The sequence below is a fragment of the Lysobacter niastensis genome (assembly GCF_015453285.1).
Classification (GTDB): domain Bacteria; phylum Pseudomonadota; class Gammaproteobacteria; order Xanthomonadales; family Xanthomonadaceae; genus Lysobacter_J; species Lysobacter_J niastensis.
The window spans coordinates 355,672-379,450 of sequence record NZ_JADLZT010000006.1 but is presented as its reverse complement, the minus strand read 5'-3'; the positions used below and the strand labels follow the sequence as shown (position 1 = coordinate 379,450).

The following is a 23,779-nucleotide window of genomic DNA, read 5'->3' as shown; positions in this document are numbered from 1 at the left end:
ACGCCAGGCCGGTGCAGCGCAGTTGTCGATGGGTTACGACCCGGTGTCGATCGGGCCTGCGTTCACTCGACAGAGCCATGACGCGAACATGCTTGTCGTGACGCGGGTCTCTCCGGTCAAAGCGCGACGAAGGCCAAGGCCGCGATTGCCGTTGGCAACAAAGCTCCGGCCAGTAGTCCCAACGCGCTGATCGTCTCGTCGGAAAAGCCCTTCTTCAAGAGTGAAATGCCCGCTGGGTTGGGAGCATTTGCAATGACCGTGAGCCCGCCGCCGGCCACGGCGCCGGCCACGAGCCAGTACTTCGACTCATCCGAAATGCTCCCGGAAAGCGATCCTAGGTAGGTCAACGCAGCGTTGTCGGTAACCGCGGTCAACCCTAGCGCAGCAAGAAACAGTGTGCCTTCGTCCAGCGCGGCGATGGCCGGCTGTATCCACCAGCGCTGAAAGCCGCCAAGCACGACGAGGCCTGCCAGAAAGAAACCGACAAGCAGCGCCTCGCGTAGAAGGAGGGGATTCTGAAAGCGCTCATACGCCTGGGCAAACCCGAGGAACATCAATAGCAGCCCAATGAATATCACCGGATGGTGCGCACTCAAGACGATTCCCGCGAGCAGCGCCAAATGGACAAGAACGACTGGGACCGGCATGTCATTCTCTTGGTCACCAGTGACCGGAGGGGCTACGGCGAGATGGCTTCGCAGCCACACTGCCGCCATCGTCGCGTTGCATAGGACCGCCAATGCTGCCTTCCATCCAAAGGTCGACAGCATGAAAAACGTGTCCCAGGACCAGGTCTTCGCAACCATCAGAATTGGCGGCGCCGCATACGAACTGAGGGTCCCTCCGATCGAGATATTGACGAACAGCGCGCCCAGCGCGAAGTACTTGGGCATCTCCGGGATCTCTGTGCGAAACGCAACGGGCGCCAGCATGAGCGCGGCTATGGTCATCGCCGCCGGCTCAGTGATCAGGGACCCCAAGAGAGGCACTGCTGCCAGCCCCAGCCACACGGTCGCAAGGGTCGCGCGCATCGGTAGGCGGGTCGCGATCACATGCATCAATCGTTCCGCGGCATGCAAGACCGGTTTTGAGGCGGAGACCACCATGATCGCGAATACGAACAATGGCTCCGCGAAATCCCGGGACTCGACGTAGTCCGTGGCCTCGTCAAAGCCTCTGAACGACGCCATGACCGCCATGAGCACGAAGGCCCAAAAGCCAAAAATTACCTCCACCTCGCCTAGGAGGTGCAGGACACCGGCATGCTTCGTCGATTTGTGCGCATAGCGTTCAAACTGCTTGGCCGCGAACGTATGAAGTATGGCCAAGCCAAAGATCGATGTGGCGAGAAGCTCAAAGGGTGTTGGCTGCATTGGCGTATGGCACGTGCAAGGCCGCGTGGCGGCCCGACCGACGCTGACCCTGTCCACGGCTGCGGACACCCTTCCAAAAAAGGATAGCAGCTACCGGCCAGTCCGGCGCGCTCGACGCGGACTCCGGAAACTTATCGTCCGAGGACTAGGGATAGTGATGCACATCGTTGCTTGACTGGATCGCGCCACACACATAGCGTTCACTTCGCCAACGCTGCCGCACTGTCTATAACCGGGCTGTAACCGATCGCTTATCAAGGAGCTTTTTTCTTATGGGCGGTTCAACCACGTCCATCCTCAGTGCCCTTGTCGGCGGAGGTATCGCAGGCGTCTTTTGCCTTATGTGGTCACGCTGGATTTCATCGGCACGCAACGGAGCAAGTGAAGCGGTACTCTTGCGCCAGAACGGACTCGCCATACTCGCCTCGCACCTTTGTTTCCTTGGCGGGTTTCTCATTGGTCTCTCGCTGTGCGTGTTCGGATGCTTCGAGGGAAATGATTGGGGTGGACTCGCCCTGGGCATCGGCGCTGGGTGCATCGCCCCGGTTTTCATCTTGCCCTTGTGCGCTTTGGCGGGACGCCGGAGCACGAAGGAGGCGTTTGTTGCCTACGCGATATCCATTAGGATGCCCGCTCCCGTCCTCTACGCCGTACTGATCTGCGGTTCCTCGGCGCTTTTCTGGAGTTTGACGAGCACACCATGTCGATAAGAACTGGTACCGCTCGGCTTCTTCCGGGAGCAAAGATTCGAATTGCAACTCCAGACCGCGACGCGGGACGCGGATCTGGTTCGGATCAGCCTCCGACCACCTGATTTCGCCCGCGGTCCTTGGCCAGATAGAGCGCCGCATCGGCGGCCGCAATAACCTGCTCAACCTCACTGTCAGCCGACGCCAAGTGAACACCCCACCCCACGCTCGCGGCAACTACCCCGAAAGAGGAGTCGCTGTGCGGAATCCCCAGCGCCACAGCGGCCAATCGCATGCGCTCGGCAACCACTTGCGTAGCCTTGGCTGGAAGCCGCGGCAGTAGCGCCACGAATTCTTCGCCCCCCGCGCGAGCCAGTACGTCGCCAGCACTGAAGAGCGCCCCTCGCAGCGCGCTCGCCACCCGCTGGAGGCAGACATCACCTGCTGGGTGGCCATAACGATCGTTGAACTGTTTGAACAGATCGATGTCACACGTAATGACGCCCAAAGGCGCATCCTCGTCCTTGCACTGACGACTCACTCGCGCAGTATCCTCGGTTAATCCTCGGTAGTTCCTGCACCCTGTCAATGCATCAGTAAGGCTCGCATAGCGTAGCTCGTCGTTGGCTCGCCGCAGCTCCGCGGTACGCGCAGCAATGGTTTCGTTTCGCTACTTCCTCGACTTCCACTATCGACGCCGGCTGCACGACGGCAACAGTCCAGCCAAATGGCGTTGTGGCCTTCGCCACATAGGCCGACGCACCGTTCGCCAGCAGACCATCTACTACAGGCGCCGGCTCGCCCGCTTCTGGCAGTGGATGCCGCAACTTTTCCAAGGGGGTGGGTGTCAGCGCCTTACTCGCATACGCGACACGCTCATCACTGTCGAGGACCAGGAACAGGATGCCACGTTCCTTCAGTGGGCTCCCGCGGACCCTGGCTAACTCGGTCGTCGCCATCGAGCCCTCCACAACTCCGTCAAGAACGCCCTTCTCGTCGAACAGAGGAGCACTTGGTGCTACTGCTGTGAAGTCCCAGCTGCACTGATGCCGGAACAAATGTCTACCAAACTGACCTCTGTGGCATTCACAGGGTCGTCAGCACCCGACTTCCAGGCCGATAATAGCGAGCGCTTTGGCCATCGACCTGTCCAGATCCTGGGTTGACTGCCTCTCCTATGCGATCAGCGCGCCCAGTAATACATCATGCTGGTCGTCGGCCCCGCACGAGCAACTCGAGCAGCCGTTCAAGGCATACTGCCAAAACGTCTGGATCGACGACGGCGGCGCGCGCGCGCGTACTCATGGTCGGACCAACTCTGATGGTGAGCCAGTCGCTCGGCGCCGAAGCAAACACGGGCTCATCATTCACATCATCTCCCGCGTAGATGACGGTCCCGGCGCCACTGCGATCGAGGAGGGTCCTCACAGCCTTGGCTTTGTCGGGCGCATCCATCGGCACGAAGTTCACTACGCACTTGCCACCCATGACCCCGACGCCGGCATTGCGCCCGAACTCGACACATTCCTTCACGGCCGCCACTGCAAGAACGCGATTGGTCGCGCCCCTGTAGTGCAAGGAGATCGATTGCTGCTTGTCTTCAACAAAGACGCCCACCGACTCCAGACGACCCTTACGGTCCGACAGCGCTGCCCTTAAGCCGTCGAGCGACCGCTTCAATTCCGCGGACTTTTCAGGCTGGAAAGGACATTCTCCGCCATGGTTGCCGATGATCCGCCAGGGCACGAACCCCAAGCGTTCACGGACATCGGCGACAGCGCGTCCCGTCACGATTGCCACCAGGCACTCCCTGGACAACTTGGCCAGCGTGCTGGCGGTGGAGGGCGGGATCCTGGCATCTCCTGGACGACTCACTATCGGCGCCAACGTTCCATCAAAGTCGAGCGCAAGCAGCGGGTTGCGCCCGACGGCATCCTGAAGCATGGCATCGATCAGCGGCAGCGAGGCTGCGGGATCATTCGTCACGGGCATCACTCTTCGCTATAGCGACGAACGCGCGCCTCAACTCTCGTTCGTAAGCGCAGTCGTGCCGCATCCGAAAGCATTCTCCCCGCCCATCGGAACACATTGAACTCGCTGACCGTATGGCGCAGGCTCGACATTCGTTCCCGCTGCTCCTCTGAGGACATGGTCGCTGCCTGATGCAAGGCATCGGCGGTTTCCTCGACATGGTACGGATTCACGATGAGCGCTTCTCTCATCTCGCGGGAGGCCCCGGCGAATCGACTGAGAACCAGCACGCCTTGGTCGTCATCTCTCGCGGCGACGAACTCCTTGCACACCAGGTTCATCCCGTCATGCAGGCTGGTGACAACACATATGTTCGCAGCTCGATACAGCTCGATCAGCTCTCGATGCTCGTGATGTGCAGCAAGTAAGCGGATGGGAATATATTCCAACGTGCCGAATCGGGCATTGATCCGATCCACGAGTCGACCGACGAGCCCCTGAAAGTCTCTGTATTCATCGAGCATGCTGCGCGTGGGGGACGCTACCTGGACAAACACGAAGCGTCCGATCCACTCCGGTCGCTTCTCGAGCAAGCGCTCCACCGCGTGTAGGCGTTCGACGATGCCCTTGGTGTAATCGAAGCGATCGACCCCAACGGCCAGGCAGGTTTCGCCAGCAAGGCCGAGGAGTTCGGCGATCCGGCGGCGACAATCCGAGATCGAAGGCCATCCACTGGATTCGAGAGGATGTGGCCACTCGATCGATATCGGATAGCTCTCGACAAGCGTCTCCTTGTCCCCGTGCGAAATGATTGCGTGCTCGTGCTCGATGCGGGCCTCCAGGAACCGGTCCACTGTCTCGATGAAGTTCTTGCAGTGGAACCGCGTATGGAACCCGAGGATCGTGCTACCCAGGAGTCCCTGCAGGATCTCGCGCCGCCACGGGCATATACCAAAGGACTCCGGGTTCGGCCAAGGGATGTGCCAGAAGGTCAGGATCGTGGCTTGTGGCAGCTTCTCGCGAATCATGGCCGGCAGAAGGGCGAAGTGATAGTCCTGTACGAGCACTACTGGATCATCGCTGCGTGCCTCTGCTATGACCGCGTCTGCGAATCGACGGTTCACCGCTTTGTATGCCTCCCAATCCGACTCCCGGAATATTGGGCGGACGTGGGCGACATGGCATAGCGGCCACATTCCTTCGTTCGCGAAGCCATAGTAGTACCCTCGCTCTTCTTCCTGGGACAACCATATGCGACGCAGCGAATAGTCGTGGTGTCCGGGCGGCACGGCGATGCGATCACCGGAGTCGACAACCTCGCGATCCGCGCTTCCGCTTCCATGGGCAATCCATGTGCCTGAGCACGCACGCATGATCGGCTCGACCGCTGTGACGAGACCGCTCGCCGGACGCCTGATGACGATACGATCCTCATCGCGGTCGTGGATGTACGGCTCTCGATTCGAAACAACGACAACCTGATCGCCCCGAAGCTGCGTGTGCAGCAAAGCGCGCAAACGATCAGACGTCCAGGCTACTTCCGGACCCTGCGAGCGCCGGTACTCGTCCTCTAGGTCGCGCAGCCTCGCGCGCAACTCGTCCGCGAGCGGAGCCAACTCCGGCGACGGCGACAAGGGACTGATCACTTCGCCGCGCAACAAGGCGCGCGCCCCCTGCACCCAACCGCGCCAACTGAGCTGCGCGATGACCATCGTAATCAGCGCAATCACCAGCCCAAGCCCTGAGATGAGCGCGACCAGATAATGGCGAGTGTCCTGGCTTCGACGCGCTATGAAGCTCAGATCGTGGACCAGGACCAGGCGTCCCGAAGCTTGGTCGCCACTAGCAATGATCGTCGATGCCGTCTGCCCGACACTTGTCAGTGATGTTGGCGTTTCACTGCCGGACGCCGCAATCGCGTGCACGCTGACCAACACTGGCCCGCCCGCAAGCTCCAGTCGAGGCTCCGCATTGCGAGCCAGCTCGCTCGCGAGATCACAGCCAAGCGATTCAGGATAGCCGTCAGTGCTCTGCGCAAGGCGGCCGTCAGCGGTGCATAGACCGATCGCCAACAGACGCTCGTCCTGGGAGGTGCGCTTGAACAGGCCACGGAGTCTCTCGTCGTGGCCGGAGAGAAGCGCGGAACTGACGGAATCCGATAGCGCGTTTGCAACCAGAACGCCCCGCGCAGTGATATCCCTGCTGAACCACTTCAGCGTCACCCTATCCATGAGCGGTAACGCCACAAATGCGGCCATCGCCATTGCCGCCGCCAGGGGAAGCAGGAAGCGCAGTTGCAAGCGGATTGTCCTGAACATGGACTAGCCATCCTCCGGAATTGTTGACAGCAGCTCCAGCATCGAGTGCACAAGATGCTGCGCAATTAGGTGATGTCCGCTCCCACCATCAAGTAGCTCACCCTAACGGTGCAACCGCAGGAAACAAACCTCACTCATCAGGTACGCACGAGATATACGCACAAAATATGCCAACTTTGCAAGAATGCTGGACGATTATGCGGGCGTAGTTTCCCGGCATGTCCGTTGTGGGTCAGCAAGTCCGACGGTAGCGGCAAGCAGGAAATCGCTCAATCGCTCGTCAGCCCGGCCCGGCCCGCCACCAAACAGGTGTCGATCGGCCGTGCCCGCTTCTTGCAGTTGCTCGGTGTCCGAGAAGCATTCACACTCCTCTGCAGAACCGCTTGTTGGCGCGACGGTCGTTTTGTTGGGCTGCAGATCCGGCGGTAGCGGCTCGACTGGCAATGTGCGTGCATGGGGGAGTTCCCTGCTTCGTGCCCGCGTGCTCGGCTCGGAACACGGAGTGAGCTGATGGGCATTGAGTTCTGGCTGACGCTGGCCATCCTGGTGGGAGCGACCGTCCTTTTCGTCAGCGAAAAGCTTCAGCCCGACGTCGTCGCCATCCTGGTGCTAATCAGTTTGCTTGGCACTGGAGTCTTGAGTCCGAACGAGGCTTTGTCCGGGTTCAGCAGTCCGGCAACCATCACCGTCGCAGCAATGTTCGTGCTCAGCGCTGGACTGAAACAGAGCGGAGCGCTACGAGGAATTGGCGACGCACTGGCGGGTATCCGCTGGACTTGGCTTCTCGCGTTGACGATGATGCTGCTGGTCGCCACGATCTCGGCCTTCGTCAACAACACGGCGGCGGTTGCCGTGTTTCTGCCTATCGTGGCCACTGCCGCCGTTGCACACCGTCAATCACCGTCAAAGTTCCTGATACCTCTTTCGTTCGCTGCACAGTTTGGCGGCGTCTGCACGCTGGTTGGAACGTCGACGAACCTGGTAGTGGATTCACTGGCGAGGCAATCTGGCGCGCAGGGATTTTCCCTATTTGAGTTCACTCAACTGGGCGTGGTGTTTGCAGTAGTTGGCGTTACTTACTTGATGCTGGCACGCCATTTTCTGCTTCCTGATCTCGGCGTACCCGCGCATGAAGGCGACGAACATCGAGGTCACTTTCTGGTCGAACTCCGAGTGGGCGCTCAGTCGCCAGCGGTAGGTCGTCACGGAGCACAGCTATTACCATCGACCGATTGGGGAGAGCTGCTGGATATCATCCGAGACAGTGAACCTGTGCGCGAACCTCAAATGACACCAGTGCGGTCTGGTGATCACTTGATTCTCCGCGCCACGTGGCCGGAGATCGAACGCCTTCGCAGCCGCCTGAGGCTTGAGCACATCGAGATTCCACCCGACCTCCCAAGCGACGCCAGATCCCCAAGCCTCCTGGTGGAGGTAATGGTCGCTCCCGGCTCCCCGTGGATCGGGCACAGCCTTTCTAGCGGCCGCTTCGGCCATGTTTACCTCAGTCGTGTGCAGGGCATGCAGCGCTCACAGCGCCATGGGCGGATCTCCCGACAACCGTTGGATCGGGTTCCGCTTATGGCGGGCGACATACTGATGCTGGATGCACCACTATCGGCGTTGCAGATCCTGCGCGCCGACCCTGGCTTGGTGGTAATGAGCCAACGCGCGCAGCCCAAGGTCGACCGGCGACGCGCGGCAATTGCACTGGGAATTCTGGCCGCAGTCATCCTCGTTGCTGGATTTGGTTGGCTACCAATCGTGACTTCGGCACTGCTAGGTTGCGTTGCCCTCATTGTTACACGCTGCCTGACCACTGAGGAGGCATATGCCGCCATCGACTGGCGCGTGGTCATTCTGCTGGCGGGCTTGTTGCCGCTCGGGCTGGCGATGCAGGCGTCAGGCGGAGCCGACTGGTTGGCTCAGCATGTCAACGCACTAAGCTACCTAGGTCCTCATGCCGTCCTGGCCGCGCTGTATTTATTCACGGCCATCCTAACGGAACTCATGAGCAACAATGCAGCGGCCGCATTGGTGGTTCCGGTCGCCCTGTCATGCGCTGAAGCGCTGGGCGTTGACGCGAAGCCGATGTTGGTGGCGGTGGCTTTCGCTGCTTCCACCAGTTTCGCCACTCCGGTGGGCTACCAAACTAATACTATGGTCTATACGGCGGGTGGCTATCGCTTCGTCGACTTCCTGAAGATTGGTGTTCCGCTGAATCTGATCTTCTGGTGCTTGGCCACCATTCTGATTCCGCATTATTTTCCATTTTGAGCTCCGGCCATGACAATGGTGGCAACACTACTGCTGCGCGGCGAACTGCGTTGGGCCTGCCTGCACACCGCAACCCATGTCGGCGCCTCGCTGCTTGCCACCTTGGCCGGCATAGCTGCGAAGCGTGGGATCTTCAAACTCGTGGGAGGTTCGGCATGAACGGCCTCCACCTGCGGCTCTACACCTATGAGAACCGCAAGCATCATGGCCTGCCCCTGTATGAGTGGCTGCTCGACCGCGCACAGAAGCTGGGCATCCACGGCGGCTCCGCGTTCAAGGCCATGGCTGGCTACGGTCGGCACGGCAAGCTCCACGAACAGCATTTCTTCGAGCTGGCCGGCGAGGAGCCGGTGCTGGTCGAGTTCATCGCCAGCGAGGAGCAGGCTGCGCTATTGCTCGAGTTGCTCGCTGCCGAGGAACTGAATCTGTTCTATGCCCGCCTGCCGACGGAGTTCGGCGTATCCGGCCGGACATGACAGCACCTTCGACGCTGCAAGCGCGCCCGGCTATCCCGCGCACCATCTGGGCGCTGGGCTTTGTCAGCCTGTTTACCGACATGAGCTCGGAGATGGTGCACGGCCTGCTTCCCGTCCTGCTGGCTGGCAGCCTGGGCGCGAGCGCGCTGGTCATCGGCCTCATCGAAGGTGCGGCCGAGGCGCTCGTGCTCATCGTCAAGGTGTTCTCTGGCTACATCAGCGACGCGATCGGCCGGCGCAAGCCGCTGGTGCTGCTGGGTTACGGCCTGGCCACTGTGGTAAAGCCGCTGTTTCCGCTGGCCGAGTCAGTCGCAACGGTGACGACCGCGCGCCTGCTTGATCGCTTTGGCAAGGGTATTCGTGGCGCCCCACGCGACGCCTTAGTGGGTGACTTGGCGCCACCAGAAGTGCGCGGCGCGGCGTTCGGCCTGCGTCAATCGATGGACACGGTTGGCGCGGTGCTCGGGCCGCTACTCGCGATCGGATTGATGTGGCTGTTAGCCGACGATATCCGCGCAGTGCTGTGGTGGGCGGTAGTGCCGGGCATCGTGGCGGTTTTGCTGTTGATTCGGCTGCCGGAGCCCGACCACGAACGCAAGCCGGCACGTCTGCCGCTCACCCGTGCCGGCCTTGTGAGGCTCGGGCCGGCGTTCGCGCGCTTGACGGCCTTGGGCGCATTTCTCTCGCTGGCGCGCTTCAGCGAAGCGTTCCTGGTATTGCGTGCCGCCGATGTGGGCGTGGCGGTGACCTACGTGCCGTTGGTTCTGGTGGTGATGAGCGCCGTCTATGCGTTGACGGCATATCCGGCGGGCCATCTGTCCGACCACCGGCCGCGGGCGGCGTTGCTGGCTGCGGGCATGGCGATGCTGGTCACGGCCGATGTTGCGCTGGCGCTGGCCCACACGCCAGCCGGGCTGTTCGTTGGCGTCGCCCTGTGGGGGCTGCATATGGGCCTGAACCAGGGCATCGTTGCAAGCATGATCGCGGACGTGGCGCCGGCCGAGCACCGAGGCACAGCGTTCGGCGTATTCAACCTGGTGTCTGGACTGGCACTGCTTGCAGCCAGCGTCCTGGCTGGCTGGCTGTGGGATCGGCATGGTCCGGCCTGGACGTTCTGGACAGGTGCCGGATGCTCGGCGCTGACGCTTATCCTGATTCCTGTGCTGAGTAGCACCTCAGCGAAACGGATCGCGCGTTAGCGATCGTGCCTCGCGCTCCCGTTGATGAAGTCTTGGCTGCCTAGGCGTCCGCTTTGGGTCTATTCCGTTGAAAAACTCGGTTGAATCGGTCATCTGATGCTGATTCACTGACGTCATGGAAGGAACTCGACGTGATGATGGGACGTCAGGAAGTCGGCCAAGCGCCGCTGTTCTACGCCTTCAACCTGGAAGAGCACGTTCCAGCGAACCATCTGCTCCGCGGCATCGACCAGTTCCTGGATCTGAGCGAGCTGCACCGGCATCTCGCGCCGCACTACAGCCACACCGGCCGCCCTTCCGTCGATCCGGCATTGCTGATTCGCATGCTGATCGTCGGCTACTGCTTCGGCATCCGCTCCGAGCATCGGCTTTGTGAAGAGGTGCATCTGAACCTCGCTTGCCGCTGGTTCTGCCGCCTGGGGCTGGAAGACGCGGTGCCGGACCACTCGACGTTCTCGAAGAACCGGCATGGCCGGTTCCGCGACAACGACACCCTGCGGTTCGTGTTCGAGAAGGGTATTGGAGCGCTGCCTAGCCGAAGGGCTGGTCGGTGGCAAAGGGGGCTGGTTCGTCCGCAATGTGGGGCCTCTGCCCCCGGGGTCAGCCTATCCGCTCTCAGCTTTCGCACCGCCATCGCGGCCAGAACTGAAGCAGCGCTTCAGGGCAGCATCATCAGAGCGGCATCATCTCGAAATCGTCTTTGGTGGCTCCGCAATCCGGGCACGTCCAGGTGTCCGGCACGTCCTCCCAGCGCGTGCCCGGGCCGATGCCCTCTTCCGGCAACCCCTGGGCCTCGTCGTAGACGAACCCGCAGACGACGCACATCCAGGTGCGGAAGGTGGTGGTCGCGGCAATCTCGGACATGGGCGGACAGGCCTGCTGCGACGGGGGCGTTGTCCCACCGCCCCGGCCCACGGAAGCTCCGAGCTGCCGCGCCAGAAGCGGAGACATAGACAGCGTCTGTGTGTCAAACAAAACTGAATATTCAGGTGGATTGGCGTTGCATGCACATTCCGGCGGCGTCCGAATAACCCTGCAAGGCCTAGGCTCCTCGCTCGCCCGACTCACTGAAGGAACGTCGATGTACGGACGATTGATACGAGCCGCCATGGTCGCGGCGCTCGCGACCGTCCTATCAGGCGCCGGATGCTCTGCATGCACTCTTCGTGCGCGGCGTAGCCTTCCTTGCGGCTCTGCGCGATCACGCCGCCATCCGCGTAGCGCGTCCTGGCGACCTCGAACGACTGGGGTGCTCGTCCATGGCCGGGCGCTAGCGGAACGTGTTGTCCACGATCTCGCGCCCTCGTGCCAATCCCGCACTCAACGCAAGCCTGGGCGTCTCGTACGAGCTAGCGCTCTCTGCAACGGGCGGTAGCCACTCTCCCGAAGGTTTCTGCACATGGACCGTAACCATCCACCCACGCGCACGCAGTTCGGCAATCGCGCGTATGACGAACTCTTTATAAATCTCTTCGTCGTACATGCATTCCACGATGAGGACCTCTCTGCCTTGACGGCCACGGCCGTGATCATGGTCCTGCGCGGAGGTCGCCGCAATGGATGATCCCCCACCCAGGCCGCGCCGTCTGAGCAGCGCTTCAAGGACCAGCCGCCTGTTCCGACGCTCCTCAGTGGTAACGCCTCAGCGTTTGCGGGAAAGGGACGATACGGTAGCCGGTCAAATAAGCGGCGGATAACCGGACCAACGGCTCGGGGCGAGTCGCCACGAGCGGCCGCTTTGGGTCGATTGTGTTGAAAAACTCGCTCGGCTTGGACGGCGCCCGGGAAATCGTTGACGAGAGTTCGATTCTGATTGCTCAAAACAGGAAATTCCGTCAGAACCGAACCAAATTTTGGGCGTCCGCGAGGTGCCCAGAGTCTTTAGGTCGGAAGCGGACGCTCAGCGTGACCTCCATGCCGGCTTCTGCAGACTCTGATCTGCGCCACCGTACAGGCGATAAGCCGGGTTTATCGGATGTATGACCACGGCGGATGGTCACTTCCCCTCTAACGAACCAAGCTTGTGCGCGCAATGCGACCGCTTGGCCCTCTGCCCGCCTTGCTCGCATGCAGCGTGAGCCACCCAGCCCGCCTGGACCTGCGCGAGGCCGGCGAGACTTGTAGCCGGCACCCCGTACGGCGCCTGATGAAAGCTCGGGGCCTGCGCGCTCAGGTAGGCTACGGGCGCTAGCCGCGCTACCACGGCGGCCCCGGTGGGCGTGGTGGATGTGGTGGGCAACGTGCTCAACCGTGACTTCACGTCTTCGGCGCCGGAACACGGGTCCGGGTCACCGACATCACCTACATCCCACCAAGGCTGGCTGTTCCTGGCGGCGGTGATGGACCTGTACTCGCGGCAGAGTCCCAATTTGCCATCCCACACTGGGCTTGGGAGCACACAATCAATGGGGTACTCTCCGAAGTGGGCCCAAGAAGGTCTGCACGTCTGGGGGGACGTAATGGGGATTCGTTTTCGTAAGTCGTTCAAGCTTGCGCCCGGAATTCGCATGAACCTGAGCGGAGGCGGCACCAGTTTGAGTTTCGGCCCTCGTGGCGCCTCTGTCAGTGTCGGCAAGCGTGGCGTCTATGGAAACGTCGGCATTCCCGGAACAGGACTGTCAATGCGGCAGAAGCTATCGACTGGCGGCGGTACGCCCTACTCCCAATCTGCGGCACAACCAACTCAGATGATCTCGCTTCCGGTTTCAGTCGGAGTCCGCGACGATGGAGAGGTATTTTTCCAGGACCAGACCGGAAAACCGCTTGCCGAGAGCCTGGTCCGCATCGCCAAGCGGCAGCATGGCGACGCGATACGCAAGCTGATTCAGTCTAAATGCGATGAGATCAATGCCCAGATCGAAGCAGTGGGCGAACTCCATCGCGACACCCCATCTCCAGATAATCGACCTACCTTCATTGGGCGCGAGTTTGAATCGCCGCGCCCGGTCCCACCCAAGCCCAAAATTCCGAGCTTCTTAGGGAAGTTCTTCAAGCGGACGCGGGAGCGCATCGATGCAGAGAATCAACAGGCCAATCGGCATTATGAGGACTTAGTTGCCCAATGGGAGTCGGCGGCGACCGACCATAGACAGGAAGAGCATGCACGCCGCGTGTTGATCGAGGAGCAGATCTACATCGACACGAAAGCGATGGAGCTCCATCTTGAGGCTACGCTGCAAGACATCGCTTGGCCACGGGAAACTCTGATTTCGACGGAAGTTGAGGCGGGTGGCCGGGACGTTTTTGTCGATATCGATCTCCCAGAAATCGGCGACATGCCTGACAAGGTGGCGGGCGTGCCGGCCCGGGGAATGAAGCTGTCAGTCAAGGATATGTCGCCGATGCAAGTGCAACGCCTGTACATGCGACATATTCATGCCATCGTGTTTCGAATTGTTGGCGAGATTTTCGCAGCACTCCCCAAGGCTGAGCGGGTGGTCATTTCCGGATACTCGCAGCGCAGCGACAAAGCCACCGGCCGAATTTCCGACGAGTATCTCTTATCGTTGATTGCGACGAGGCAAGATTGGACTGAGATTGAGTTCTCCCCCTCTGCTCTCGAGAACATTGACGTCGTTGATGCAATCGCCCGCTTCGATCTTCGTAGGGCCATGAGCAAGACGGGCATCTTTAAGGCCATTGCGCCGTTCTTGCCCGAGGAAGTAATGAATGTTTCGTTGGCACAATCCAACGCGATCAACCAATGAGTGACATGAATAGTGAGCTCGAGGTCGGCGCGATAACCTATGCGGGCAATGACGAGGATGACATTCGGCGGCGAGTCCACAAGGCGCTGAACGGCGCCGAAGCCCACCAGTTGACCTGGTTTCAAAGGCTCAGCGCCGTGGTTATTGTTCTGTCCATTGTTCTTGCAATCCTCGCGACGGAGCCTGCGATCAGCAGCTCGCTTGGCCCGATCGGGCCAGCTTTCGAGCTTGCTTTCATCACTTTTTTTGCGACGGAATACGGACTTCGCCTTTGGGCGGCGGGAGCCGATCCGCGCTACTCAGGTGTGTTGGGACGTATTCGGTATGCACTGACTCCCATTGCCTTGCTCGACCTTGCTTCGATCCTTCCCTACTTCGCGGGCTGGGGGACTCAGTCCTTCTTAGTCCGTCTACTGCGACTTTTTCGGCTGCTGGCACTTTCGCGCCTAGTCCGTTATTCAGCCGCGATGCAATTGGTTTTACGCTCGGTTTTTGAGCGTCGACATGAACTCTTGTTCTCTGTATCCCTTGCGGGATCCGTGATTTTGTTGTCCGCCGCAGCGCTGTACTCTGTAGAAGCCGACGTACAACCGGAAGCATTTGGCAGCATTCCCAGGGCGCTCTGGTGGTCGGTCAGTACATTGACAACGGTGGGCTACGGCGACGTTGTGCCAGTGACCGTATTGGGTCGCTTGTTCGCCGGCATCACTGCGCTGTCCGGAATTGGCCTAATCGCAATGCCAACTGGAATCTTGTCTGCCGCATTTTCGGAGGCGTTTCGCGCCAAGCGCGACTTCAAGCAACGTGGTGCTCCTGGCTCGCCCAGCCGCGACGAGGGGCTACGTCGGCTCGAATGAATTGGCAGAACCGAGCTGCACGACAGGCTTACTAAGGTAGCGCTAACGGCCGACCTCGGGCCCAGTCGCTCCTGGTGGGCCACCTCAGCAGACCATGCCGTCCAGGGGCCAACATCGCCCGACTATTTATTTTTGTGCTCGCGCGAGTACTGCCAGAGCGCTTTGTCGAGGCTGCGTACGGACAGTCCGTTGTCCCTTGCCATGTTTCGGCAACACTCCACGTACTCGATCCAGAATCTCGCTGAATATGCTGCTGGCTTCTCGATCCCAAGACTCCATAGGGCCCGAAAATCCAGGATTGGGTAGCTCCTGCTCACGCAGAAATGCAGGATGACTGAAGCGGTTGGAAAGCTGACACCATCAAGCAATGTCAACACGCCAATTCTTGATTCCTCGCACTTCGCGCTGAAGGCAAATGCGGTGATCTCCTTAACCAGTTCTTTGGAGTTCCCAAGTGCAAGTTCCGGTCGGCGCTTGGACTTCCATCGGCAGATCTCATATAGCTGTGCTGGAGTCAGGTGCGCCACGCCACGCAGGTGGTCAAACTCTGAATCAGCGTATGCGCTGTACATATCTTGATACTTTCGAATTTGCTTTAACGGAATCCGTGGTTTCCGCTTCACGCGAGGCCCCTAATGCTAGAACTAAGGCGCGCCGAAAGCGGCTTCGCCTTAGATGAAATGACCAGAACTACGCTCTTTAGGCGCCCAGGGTGCAGGTGCCGCCTTGTCGCCCCGCTACGGCGACAGAGCGATGCCAAGAGCATCAAGAGTCTCCGTTGTCATTGTGCCCGTCACCGGCATGCCATGCCGGCTCTGGAACAGTTCGAGCGCCATTCGAGTCTGGGGGCCAAGCGTACCGTCAATGCCACCAGGGTCGTAACCACGTGCAAACAATGCCGCCTGGACGCGCATGATCATCAGCTGCAACTGATCTTGGCTGGCGCGCGGCGGCTGGCTGTTACCTACTGTCGCGGCGGAAAGAGAGAACGGATCTCCGGAGGTCGCTGAAGAACCGCTCGACACCGGGGCATAGGTCGTCGGCCGTGGCGGCGGCGGAGGTGGCGGTGGCGTGTAGACCGGGGCGCTGTAGCCGCCACTGCCCGAATAGTGCGAACGATGGGAGCTGTGGCTGCTGTGCGACCTGTGCGAGCTGTGCCCCGCGTACATGTTGTGGAGGTCCAGGTTCAGCGGCGCCGTCAACGTCACCGCGAAGCGGGCATCGTCTTGGGCAAGCGTGAGCAGGTGCGCCTGCCATGCGTGTCCGGGCTCGTGGTGACCCGGCTGCAGGGTGCCCAGCGCGGCCGTCGCGATCGTCAATACCTTACTCATCGAAAGTCTCCGCGAGTGATGGGATCGGCGCGATCGCCCGACTGCGCCAGTGGTCGTTGATCCACGAGAAGAACCCGCCGCAGCGGGACCGGACTGCGCAGGCGCTGCACGCCGGCAGATAGTCTTGTTTCCAGTCCGAGATACTGCGTTGCGCGTACGGCCATAGCTCGGGCGGCAGCACGCACAGCGGCAGGTTGTACAGCGACACCCTCATGCCGTGACCAGTGAGGAAGGCCACCGCGTCGGTCAGCGCTGGGGCCATGTCGGCCGGATCCAGCCACAGCGCCTCGTGATTGGCTTTTGCGAAACCGATCGGCTCCACGCCCATCAGCGCAACGTGCTCAACAAACGGCAGGTTGCGGTAGAGGAAACGCGCCAGCGCCGAGAGGCGTTCCACGGTCGGCCGCACTAGCACGACCCGAATCTCGATGCGTTGCTCGGCCCGCTCCAGGGCGTACAGCCCGCGCACGGTCTGGGCGAAGGCGCCCTCGCTCTGGACGACATAGTCGTGCAGGGCAAAGCCGTCGCCGTACAAGGGCACGCCCCAGCTCAGCTCCGGATGAAGATCGCGGAACGCCGCGGCGTAGTCGCCTTCACCGAGACGGCGACCGTTCGAGAGCACGTGCAGGTGGGTCTGGGGGAGCGTGGACGCGCAATGCCGAATCAGCTGCGGTAGGCCCGCGCCGAGCAGAGTCGGTTCTCCGCCACTAATCGCCAGTGAGCGTTCGTCCTGGTCGATCAGCTCGGCCAACTCGCACAGCTGGGCTACGCGCCAATCGTCCTCGATCTGCCGCGGCGGCTGCGAACACATCAAGCAGTAGCTGTTGCAGCGCTCCGTGGCGAACAGGACGTTGCCGTTGCTTCCGCGGCGATAGCGTACGCCGACCTTACCCACGCTGGGTTGCACCTCAATCACGTCGCCCGCCTGAACGATGCGCGCTTCGCCGTGGAGCTGGAGCCAGCTGCGCCCTGTCGGCGCTGACTCATTTGCATCGACCAGGAACCCGGCCCATGGCAATTGGGTCAGTGCAGTGCTAACCGGCACACCGCTGTCGTGACGCAAGTCCAGCACCATTCGCTCCAGCGGCAGCCGCGCGGCGGCGAAGTCCTGCAACCCGGCCACCTTGTATTGGCCGCGGTGGTTCCAGCCGTCTATGGTCGCCTTGGTCTCCAACGCTAGCATCAGGCGACCTCCGTTTGCGGCGGGGCATCGCGCCGTTGCGGCAATGCCCAACTCTCCAGCACCGCTCGGTCCTGGGCATTCGCGTGTTCCATTCGCTCCAGCAGCAGATCGAAGAAGCCCAGCTGTTTGCGGCAGAAGTCCGAGGACGGGCGGTGCCCACACGTGTCGCCCTGGCGGGCGTAGTGGTCGATTGGATCGGCGCCACACAGCGGCACGAAGGCGCAGTCTGCACAGCCTGGCAAGGCTTCGGCGACACCGGCATCGAGCACGCGCTGCATCGCTGGCGCGGCCAGCCACTCGCGCACTGATTGCGCGACATGACCTAGCGCAAACGTGCGGTCGCCCATTGCCGCCAGCATCCGGGCCTCGTCTGAGGGGTACGCCTGGCCGTCGTAGTCGTAAACCACCGCGCCCAAGCCGGCTCCGGTCGGCGAGCGCAGATCGACGTAGCCGTGGCTGAACGGCGTGAGCAGCTGCGACAAGATCAGGCTGGCGTAGGCCTCTTCCAGCGCATAGCCGCTGCGATTCACGGCGAGAATCTGCTCAAGCGCTTCCCGGTAGAACTCGAAGAAGTGGGCTAGCGCGTAGCCGATGCGCGGACCGGTCTTGCGCGCGAAACCGTACGGACTGAGCGGGCGCAGGAAGATCGAGTGGAAGCCGAGCCGGCGGTACTCGTCGACGATTTCACGCGGCGCGCCCAGGCTGCGCTGTGTCAATGTGGTCAAGGCCGACACCGAGTCCTCGCCCAAGGCGCTCCGAGCACGCTCGATGCCGGCCACAGTGCGCGCGTAGCTGTCTCGCCCGGGTCGCGGCCGGTTCGCGTTGTGCAGCCACTCGGGGCCGTCCAACGAGGTCGACAGCTGGAAGCTGTGCTCACGGAAGAAGGCGAGCTGGTCGTCATTGAGGTCGTGCAGCGTTGAGGCGAGCACGAAGCGCATGTTCCGCCCTTCATGACGGTTGCGCTGCTGAATCCGCTCAGTGATCGCCCGCACCTGCTCGAAATGCAGAAGCGGTTCGCCGCCCTGGAACTCGACTGTCAGGGTCGGGGACGGCCATTCGAACAGGCGCTCGACCGCCAGCGCGGCATTCGCATCGCTAAGATCGAAGGCGGTCTGGGTCGATTCTGCCCGCGACACTTGGCAGTAGGCGCAAGAATGATGACAGCGCAGTGAGACGACGAAGATATGTAGTGACGGCCCGTGCTGCAGGCACTGCTTACGGCTGCGGACCTGCGAGAGCAGTGGCGCTAACGTCGTACGCGATGGATCGGCGGCGATCAGGTGCCGCGCCTGCAGGTCTGCTCCCAATGGCGTGTTCGGGTCGAGAGTGCCGGCGATGACCTGTTCGAGCTCGTCATGGCGCAGAATCAGCCAGTCGCCGGCAGTGGAACTGACGAACACTCGTTCGGCGTCCCACGGCAGCCGGCGAAAGCGCAGCGGCAGCAGGCGATAGCCGGGCGTGCCTGCAAAAGCGTCGTTGGTGCGGAACTTCACGCCTTGCGATCCTTGAGAGCCTCGCTTAGCGCGGCCCGCACTAGCACCGTATGCAACTCGCCGGTCTGCGCGGCGACCGAGGCGCGCAAGCGGTCATCAAAGGCGTCGTTGCTAAAGCGCTTCGCAAGGTGCGCGGTGTCGACCGAAGCACTTTTGGACGTCAAGCGCACCACGATCCTGTCGTCCGCCGTGCTCACCTCGACAAAGTAGTCCGCGGTGTACCGATGCGCAGTGCGCGCGATAACGTCGGGCGAAAACAGCCCCCGATCCATCACAACTTCGATGGTGTCCATGCCGCACTTTCCCCCAGCCCCCTGGTTCCGGCATCGTGCGCGAATGTGACAACGGTTGCAACTTGCTGGGCCGCGCTCCACGTTGGCCGGGCGCCATCGCCAGCTACAAAGCCTGAATTCGTACCGGGTGACTCACCCCATCACGCGGTAAACCATCGGCGCGAATCGCCCCTCGTATTCCTTCGAAGGATTTCGAACAATCTGCAGCTTCCGAAGCTCTGGCTTCATGCAATTCGATACCAGATAGAGGTGATACTTATCGCCCAGCATCGTGGCAGCGCGAAGTTCGTTATCCGTGATCTCAAAGCAGGGAAGGTTGGTGAAGTGGTCGCCTTCACCTCCACTGAAATTGTCTCCACCGCATCTGACACGTACTCGATGTCCCCCCCCGGCGTCTGCCCATCTGCGCCACCCAGCGGATTGATTCGTGGCGACCTACGGGAAGTGTTGCCTTGAGATGGTCAATGACTGCCTGCTCACCTATGTCGCCCACAATCTTGGCTTGCCGCGAGTGCCGCCTCCTTGATGGGGAGCGCGTTGCTGCACCCGCTTTCGGAGACTTGGGCTGGAAGAGATAATTGACCTCGGGCATCGAGCCGCCTGCCTCAGCGCGGGCAGCCCTCGCGAAGTACTCCACCGCCTCGCCGGGCGATAGCGGCGATGCCGCGTGCATCTGGATGAAGTCGACGGCCCATGCTTCGAAGCTCCCGAACTTGGCCAGAGCGTCGGTCGCTCTCCTTTGTCTCATTGAGACTGACGCCAAGCGACTCCGTGCTAGCCGCGATTTGGATTGGGCGATGCAGAAGGTAAGGCAGAAAGGTCCCGTCATCCCAGAGCGCCGTCGAAATCTTCGCCTGTTCTTGTTCGGGGAATTTCTGTCTAACCCTAGCTGCCCAGCCATAGTGGTGCCATCAGGTTTATGCACGTAGAAGAGGCAAATGTCCCCGGGCTCCATCTTGGCGATGTTTGCGAGGTTGTCCGGGTTCCTCGGGAATCCCCAGGCGAATAGATCTCCGGGTGGCATAGAGCAACCGCTCTGGGCAACTCGCTCTGGGGTAATCGGGCTCGTGAGGGTCTGGAACCATAGACGCGATCGGCCGGATACTTCCTCGCGTTGCCTTCCATTTTTAGCCTGATTGCCGCGTCGAGGTCGACACCCGCCTTGTCAGCGAGCCTCAGCAAATAGAGAGAAATGTCGGCTAGTTCCTCGGCTACCTTGCTTTGCAGGTCTGCATTGCTACTCACCGACGCGGCCTCCTCAGGGGCCACTGGAACAATTTCCAGGAGTTCACCCGCTTCGCCTGCCAACGCCATAGCCAAGTTCTTGGGGTTGTGGAACTGCTCCCAGTTCCGCTCATCGGCAAACGCTTGGAGAGCGCGTTGAATTTTTTCGATGTCCATTCGGCACCCAGGCAGACGGTCAGCTGCCATTTGGGCACATTTGCGCCCTACTTCTGCGGTTCTGGTGTTCGCACAGTCGCTGACCGCCGAAACCGACACCCCTTGCACCGGAAGTTACCGCACCGTTACCGCAAAACACTTAGGGCCGCCTCTCGGCAGCCCTAAGTGCTTGATCTAATTGGCGTCCCCACGGGGATTCGAACCCCGGTCGCTACCGTGAAAGGGTTTCGTTCCGAACTCCTGCGAACGGCGACGAACTCACCTAACAGCGCGTAATCATTGAATTAACTGTCGCCTCTGTACGGTCGGGACCACTGGCGTTCGCGCCGGTCAATTCCGGAAGACTCCGGATAACCAACAGAGACAAGAGGGTGCCATGGCTAGGCAGCCAAGGGATCATCGCCTCGAGACCCGTGAGGCGCGCCGGAAGCTTCCTGCCAGAAAGGAGCCGTACTGGCGGCAGATCGTTCCCGGCACGTTCTTGGGCTATTACCGCGGTGCACGCTCGACAACTTGGCTCGTCCGGCAGCGCGAGAACAGTTTGTATAGGTGCCAGCGCCTCGCCACCCCAGACGATCTTGCGCCGGCCGATGGCGAAGTGGTCCTGTCGTACTCCCAGGCCGTGAAGCTTGCGACTGCCATGCAGGTCGGAGCTCGAGTGGTTCACCCTCGTCACTATGGAGACGGCCTGACCCTCGACAACATCATGGAGACCTACTTCCGAACCCATCTAACCGGCAAGGGCTCAGAGAAAGTAGCTCGCCTGACCTACGGGCGACATGCGGGCAAATTTGGAACACGTCTCTTGTCCGCTCTGACTACAGACGACCTTCAAAGATGGCATCGAGATATTGCCACGAAGCCCCCGACAAAACGGGGCAAGGCGATGCCGTTCGACCCCTCAGACCCGGTCCAAGTCCGCGCGCGCAGAGCGAGCGCCAATCGAATCCTCTCTAGTGTCAAGGCGGCACTCAATCACGCCTGGGTGAATGATCGCCTTCCTCCGGAGCAACCTGTGTTCTGGGCCAAGGTAAAGCCGTTTGCGGTTGGAGACGGCCCTCCCCCTCGGATGCTTGAGCGTGGCGAGGTCAAGCGTCTACTCGACGTGGCCTCAGCGGACCTACGCAATCTGCTGATGGGAGCATTCATGACCGGCGCACGACTCAGTGAGGCAAGGCACATGCAGGTGCGCGACTTTGACCTGCGGCACAAGACGATCCGTATATTTCAGGCGAAGACCGGCAAGACGTTGTTGCAACCGCTTACAACGGAAGGCGAAGAATTCTTCATCCGAATGACGAAGGGGCGCGCGCCGCAAGAAATGATCTTCCTCAAGGATAACGGCCGCCCATGGGGACAATCCGATGCAGACAAGCCGATGCGAGTTGCGGCAAAGGCTGCTGATCTTGAAGGTGTTACGTTTAAGACTACCCGTGCTACCTACGGGAAGATGCTGCTGCTTGCCGCGAGGGATATTGAGCTCGTCGCCAAAGCGCTTGGTCACAGTGACAGTCGCGTCACACGCACGCATTACGCGCAGTACTTGCCAAGCGAGGTTGCGCGTGCGGTCGCCCAGCTGCCGCGGCTAGGAATCACTCCGGTACGCTAAGGATCGACTGTCGAGGAATGCCCGTCGCGCCGAGCGCACGCCCTCTCGGTCGCCACGGCCACGAAGGGCGAGAGGCGCCATGCCATGTCCAGAAGGTACTACAGCGTGTCCGAGGCCATAAAGCTGCTAGGTGACTCAGGGTTGCTGCGGGAGCAGATCGAACATGAGGAACTGCACCTGTACGGCTGGATGCTTGTTCTCCGGGCCTACCACCACGATCTAAAGAACTTAGAGTCTGATTCTCTCCAGTGCGATGGTACGCACGAGCTAGCGACGTGGAGGCGCTTTCGCGAGCAACATACGAAAACCAAACTGATGCGGTCCTACTATCAGCTCAGTGGATGGTTTGAGATGAGTGCGTCCGGTGCGCTCGAAGTCATCGACTACGGGGCTGCTTTTGAGTTCACTGTCAGCTCATTCAAAGATGGAGAAAGGTTTGGGCACTTCACGGCAGATGTTGGCCCATTTGTGACAGCGGCGTGCACACGCTTTCTGGCAAAAGACATTTCTCGTCTAGTTCGCGTTAAAAACAAGCGTAGCCCTCGCAGTGATAGGGAAGAATCACACAGACGAGTGCATGCAGCCATGTGGGCTCAGTGCAAGCATCTGCCAGACCACCCACAAACACTTGCGCGCAAGCTGGCAACCCAGATCGAGCTATGGGGTTTTGAAAAGCCGACCGAAGGAACGATTGCCGACACGATCCTTTCACCAGCCAACGAACTAAAACGCCTCTCAGACAAGTAGAGGCCGATGTCCTATTTTAGGGCACAAGATCAAACGGCAGGCGTAGCGTTTCGATCGAGTAAGGAAGGCCCTTGCTGGTCGGGAGGCACACGTGGCGAACTGCACGTATCGAGAATTTCGCCCTTTCGTTAAGGAGTGCGCCAAAGTCGGGATTGGCAAGACTTTTGCGTACGAACTCGCGAAGGATGGGGCCCTTGAAACGTTCACGATCGGCCGAAAGCGTTTCGTCTATCTGGATAGTTTCTCTGGGCTATCAAGTCGTGGCGCCATATCAAAGGCTAAGACTGCCGGCTTGCCGCTGGAAGAAAATGGCAAATGAAAGCACCCGACGACGGAAATCTACCGGAAGGAGCAAAGGAACGTTCCTGGGGATTCCTCACTATGTCTTTCGTTCGAGCGAGTTTGGGCAGCTCGACGGGTGGTCTCTCAAGCTCTTGGTGGAGATTGCCGGGAAGTTCAACGGGTATAACAACGGCGACCTAAGTTGCGTGTTCTCGCAACTCAAACTCCGAGGTTGGCGAAGCAATGGCACCCTCAGCAAGGCCCGTAAGCGGCTCCTCGACGCGGGCTGGCTGCTTGTTTCGAGACACGGTGGGCGGCACCGCTGCGCTCTATATGCAGTGACCTGGTTGCCGGTAGACCATTGCGAAGGCAAAGGGTTAGAGATCAAGGCGGAGCACTCGGCCAGCAATCTTTGGCAGACGTCAAAAAGACAAGGCGCCATTAGGGCCAATGTGGCCGCAATGCGGACATCTACCGCCACCAATTTGGACAAGGGGTGACCAGGTGTCCGCTATGAGACTCAGTCCTCCAAGGCATTCGAGGTTCAACTGGCCGCGATTCGGACACCTTTAT

At 60.7% G+C, this 23,779-nt stretch carries 21 protein-coding genes, 1 tRNA gene and 1 pseudogene; 9 read left to right on the top strand and 14 right to left on the bottom strand.

Annotation, left to right across the window (positions count from 1 at the left end; translation table 11 throughout):
- Positions 1 to 116: 116 nt before the first annotated feature.
- The 5 genes from IU514_RS12850 to IU514_RS12830 form a co-directional block, all read right to left on the bottom strand.
- Complete coding sequence (locus tag IU514_RS12850; protein WP_194931492.1) at positions 117 to 1,373, bottom strand: putative Na+/H+ antiporter; 1,257 nt, start codon at positions 1,371 to 1,373, stop codon at positions 117 to 119.
- Positions 1,374 to 2,168: 795 nt separating this feature from the next.
- Positions 2,169 to 2,651: a GGDEF domain-containing protein gene (locus tag IU514_RS12845; RefSeq protein ID WP_194931491.1), complete on the bottom strand. Its 483-nt coding sequence runs from the start codon at positions 2,649 to 2,651 to the stop codon at positions 2,169 to 2,171.
- Between the two features lie 4 nt (positions 2,652 to 2,655).
- Positions 2,656 to 3,021 carry a hypothetical protein gene (locus tag IU514_RS12840; RefSeq protein ID WP_194931490.1) on the bottom strand — a complete coding sequence of 122 codons (366 nt, stop codon included), beginning with the start codon at positions 3,019 to 3,021 and terminating at the stop codon, positions 2,656 to 2,658.
- A gap of 244 nt (positions 3,022 to 3,265) precedes the next feature.
- Entirely contained in the window at positions 3,266 to 4,048 is a 783-nt protein-coding gene (gene otsB, locus IU514_RS12835; RefSeq protein ID WP_194931489.1) for a trehalose-phosphatase, read from the bottom strand.
- A 5-nt stretch (positions 4,049 to 4,053) separates the two neighbouring features.
- Positions 4,054 to 6,351 (bottom strand): alpha,alpha-trehalose-phosphate synthase (UDP-forming), encoded by a 2,298-nt coding sequence (locus IU514_RS12830; protein WP_194931488.1) that lies wholly within the window; start codon positions 6,349 to 6,351, stop codon positions 4,054 to 4,056.
- 510 nt (positions 6,352 to 6,861) lie between these two features.
- Here IU514_RS12830 and IU514_RS12825 point away from each other — a divergent pair.
- The 4 genes and pseudogenes from IU514_RS12825 to IU514_RS12810 all read left to right on the top strand — a co-directional run.
- Positions 6,862 to 8,628, top strand: coding sequence for an SLC13 family permease (locus IU514_RS12825; protein WP_194931487.1), 1,767 nt, complete (start codon positions 6,862 to 6,864; stop codon positions 8,626 to 8,628).
- 155 nt (positions 8,629 to 8,783) lie between these two features.
- Entirely contained in the window at positions 8,784 to 9,104 is a 321-nt protein-coding gene (locus tag IU514_RS12820) for a DUF190 domain-containing protein (protein WP_194931486.1), read from the top strand.
- The gene (locus tag IU514_RS12815) at positions 9,101 to 10,303 is read left to right on the top strand and encodes an MFS transporter (protein ID WP_194931485.1); all 1,203 of its coding nucleotides are present in this window, start codon (positions 9,101 to 9,103) and stop codon (positions 10,301 to 10,303) included. The genes IU514_RS12820 and IU514_RS12815 overlap by 4 nt, the downstream gene beginning before the upstream one ends.
- Positions 10,304 to 10,437: 134 nt before the next feature.
- Positions 10,438 to 10,864, top strand: a pseudogene (locus tag IU514_RS12810) (transposase); the annotation flags it as partial.
- 111 nt (positions 10,865 to 10,975) lie between these two features.
- On the opposite strand, the gene IU514_RS12805 reads toward IU514_RS12810, so the two are convergent.
- Positions 10,976 to 11,167 (bottom strand): rubredoxin, encoded by a 192-nt coding sequence (locus tag IU514_RS12805; protein ID WP_194931484.1) that lies wholly within the window; start codon positions 11,165 to 11,167, stop codon positions 10,976 to 10,978.
- Between the two features lie 1,475 nt (positions 11,168 to 12,642).
- Between IU514_RS12805 and IU514_RS12800 the strand changes: the two genes are divergently transcribed.
- Both IU514_RS12800 and IU514_RS12795 read left to right on the top strand, forming a co-directional pair.
- Complete coding sequence (locus IU514_RS12800) at positions 12,643 to 14,010, top strand: DUF4236 domain-containing protein (RefSeq protein WP_324187839.1); 1,368 nt, start codon at positions 12,643 to 12,645, stop codon at positions 14,008 to 14,010.
- Complete coding sequence (locus tag IU514_RS12795) at positions 14,007 to 14,867, top strand: ion transporter (protein ID WP_228760693.1); 861 nt, start codon at positions 14,007 to 14,009, stop codon at positions 14,865 to 14,867. The genes IU514_RS12800 and IU514_RS12795 overlap by 4 nt, the downstream gene beginning before the upstream one ends.
- A gap of 122 nt (positions 14,868 to 14,989) precedes the next feature.
- On the opposite strand, the gene IU514_RS12790 is transcribed toward IU514_RS12795, so the two are convergent.
- The 8 genes from IU514_RS12790 to IU514_RS12755 form a co-directional block, all read right to left on the bottom strand.
- Positions 14,990 to 15,439: a hypothetical protein gene (locus IU514_RS12790; protein WP_194931483.1), complete on the bottom strand. Its 450-nt coding sequence runs from the start codon at positions 15,437 to 15,439 to the stop codon at positions 14,990 to 14,992.
- A 165-nt stretch (positions 15,440 to 15,604) separates the two neighbouring features.
- Positions 15,605 to 16,198 carry a His-Xaa-Ser repeat protein HxsA gene (hxsA, locus tag IU514_RS12785; RefSeq protein WP_194931482.1) on the bottom strand — a complete coding sequence of 198 codons (594 nt, stop codon included), beginning with the start codon at positions 16,196 to 16,198 and terminating at the stop codon, positions 15,605 to 15,607.
- Positions 16,191 to 17,381 (bottom strand): His-Xaa-Ser system radical SAM maturase HxsC, encoded by a 1,191-nt coding sequence (gene hxsC / locus IU514_RS12780; protein WP_194931481.1) that lies wholly within the window; start codon positions 17,379 to 17,381, stop codon positions 16,191 to 16,193. The genes hxsA and hxsC overlap by 8 nt, the downstream gene beginning before the upstream one ends.
- On the bottom strand, positions 17,381 to 18,874 hold the full coding sequence (hxsB, locus tag IU514_RS12775) for a His-Xaa-Ser system radical SAM maturase HxsB (RefSeq protein WP_324187837.1): 1,494 nt from the start codon (positions 18,872 to 18,874) through the stop codon (positions 17,381 to 17,383). Before hxsB ends, hxsC begins: the two co-directional genes overlap by 1 nt.
- Positions 18,871 to 19,167, bottom strand: coding sequence for a hypothetical protein (locus IU514_RS12770; protein ID WP_194931480.1), 297 nt, complete (start codon positions 19,165 to 19,167; stop codon positions 18,871 to 18,873). Before IU514_RS12770 ends, hxsB begins: the two co-directional genes overlap by 4 nt.
- Before the next feature lie 132 nt (positions 19,168 to 19,299).
- Complete coding sequence (locus tag IU514_RS19275) at positions 19,300 to 19,467, bottom strand: protein NO VEIN domain-containing protein (RefSeq protein ID WP_386761164.1); 168 nt, start codon at positions 19,465 to 19,467, stop codon at positions 19,300 to 19,302.
- A 585-nt stretch (positions 19,468 to 20,052) separates the two neighbouring features.
- Positions 20,053 to 20,568, bottom strand: coding sequence for a nucleotide pyrophosphohydrolase (locus IU514_RS12760; protein WP_194931478.1), 516 nt, complete (start codon positions 20,566 to 20,568; stop codon positions 20,053 to 20,055).
- 179 nt (positions 20,569 to 20,747) lie between these two features.
- A tRNA-Glu gene (locus IU514_RS12755) sits at positions 20,748 to 20,822 on the bottom strand.
- A gap of 122 nt (positions 20,823 to 20,944) precedes the next feature.
- Between IU514_RS12755 and IU514_RS12750 the strand changes: the two genes are divergently transcribed.
- The 3 genes from IU514_RS12750 to IU514_RS12740 all read left to right on the top strand — a co-directional run bounded on the left by IU514_RS12750 (position 20,945) and on the right by IU514_RS12740 (position 23,706).
- Positions 20,945 to 22,177: a tyrosine-type recombinase/integrase gene (locus IU514_RS12750; RefSeq protein WP_194931477.1), complete on the top strand. Its 1,233-nt coding sequence runs from the start codon at positions 20,945 to 20,947 to the stop codon at positions 22,175 to 22,177.
- A gap of 84 nt (positions 22,178 to 22,261) precedes the next feature.
- Positions 22,262 to 22,924: a hypothetical protein gene (locus tag IU514_RS12745; protein ID WP_194931476.1), complete on the top strand. Its 663-nt coding sequence runs from the start codon at positions 22,262 to 22,264 to the stop codon at positions 22,922 to 22,924.
- A 194-nt stretch (positions 22,925 to 23,118) separates the two neighbouring features.
- On the top strand, positions 23,119 to 23,706 hold the full coding sequence (locus tag IU514_RS12740; protein ID WP_194931475.1) for a hypothetical protein: 588 nt from the start codon (positions 23,119 to 23,121) through the stop codon (positions 23,704 to 23,706).
- The last annotated feature ends 73 nt before the right edge of the window (positions 23,707 to 23,779 follow it).

What these genes read in the sequence shown, in the direction of transcription:
- IU514_RS12850 (WP_194931492.1), bottom strand. Translation starts at nt 1,373, where the DNA reads ATGCAGCCAACACCCTTTGAGCTTCTCGCCACATCGATCTTTGGCTTG.
- IU514_RS12840 (WP_194931490.1), bottom strand. Translation starts at nt 3,021, where the DNA reads ATGGCGACGACCGAGTTAGCCAGGGTCCGCGGGAGCCCACTGAAGGAA.
- IU514_RS12830 (WP_194931488.1), bottom strand. Translation starts at nt 6,351, where the DNA reads ATGTTCAGGACAATCCGCTTGCAACTGCGCTTCCTGCTTCCCCTGGCG.
- IU514_RS12825 (WP_194931487.1), top strand. Translation starts at nt 6,862, where the DNA reads ATGGGCATTGAGTTCTGGCTGACGCTGGCCATCCTGGTGGGAGCGACC.
- IU514_RS12820 (WP_194931486.1), top strand. Translation starts at nt 8,784, where the DNA reads ATGAACGGCCTCCACCTGCGGCTCTACACCTATGAGAACCGCAAGCAT.
- IU514_RS12815 (WP_194931485.1), top strand. Translation starts at nt 9,101, where the DNA reads ATGACAGCACCTTCGACGCTGCAAGCGCGCCCGGCTATCCCGCGCACC.
- IU514_RS12805 (WP_194931484.1), bottom strand. Translation starts at nt 11,167, where the DNA reads ATGTCCGAGATTGCCGCGACCACCACCTTCCGCACCTGGATGTGCGTC.
- IU514_RS12800 (WP_324187839.1), top strand. Translation starts at nt 12,643, where the DNA reads ATGGACCTGTACTCGCGGCAGAGTCCCAATTTGCCATCCCACACTGGG.
- IU514_RS12795 (WP_228760693.1), top strand. Translation starts at nt 14,007, where the DNA reads ATGAGTGACATGAATAGTGAGCTCGAGGTCGGCGCGATAACCTATGCG.
- IU514_RS12790 (WP_194931483.1), bottom strand. Translation starts at nt 15,439, where the DNA reads ATGTACAGCGCATACGCTGATTCAGAGTTTGACCACCTGCGTGGCGTG.
- hxsA (WP_194931482.1), bottom strand. Translation starts at nt 16,198, where the DNA reads ATGAGTAAGGTATTGACGATCGCGACGGCCGCGCTGGGCACCCTGCAG.
- hxsC (WP_194931481.1), bottom strand. Translation starts at nt 17,381, where the DNA reads ATGCTAGCGTTGGAGACCAAGGCGACCATAGACGGCTGGAACCACCGC.
- IU514_RS12770 (WP_194931480.1), bottom strand. Translation starts at nt 19,167, where the DNA reads ATGGACACCATCGAAGTTGTGATGGATCGGGGGCTGTTTTCGCCCGAC.
- IU514_RS12760 (WP_194931478.1), bottom strand. Translation starts at nt 20,568, where the DNA reads ATGGACATCGAAAAAATTCAACGCGCTCTCCAAGCGTTTGCCGATGAG.
- IU514_RS12750 (WP_194931477.1), top strand. Translation starts at nt 20,945, where the DNA reads ATGGCTAGGCAGCCAAGGGATCATCGCCTCGAGACCCGTGAGGCGCGC.
- IU514_RS12745 (WP_194931476.1), top strand. Translation starts at nt 22,262, where the DNA reads ATGTCCAGAAGGTACTACAGCGTGTCCGAGGCCATAAAGCTGCTAGGT.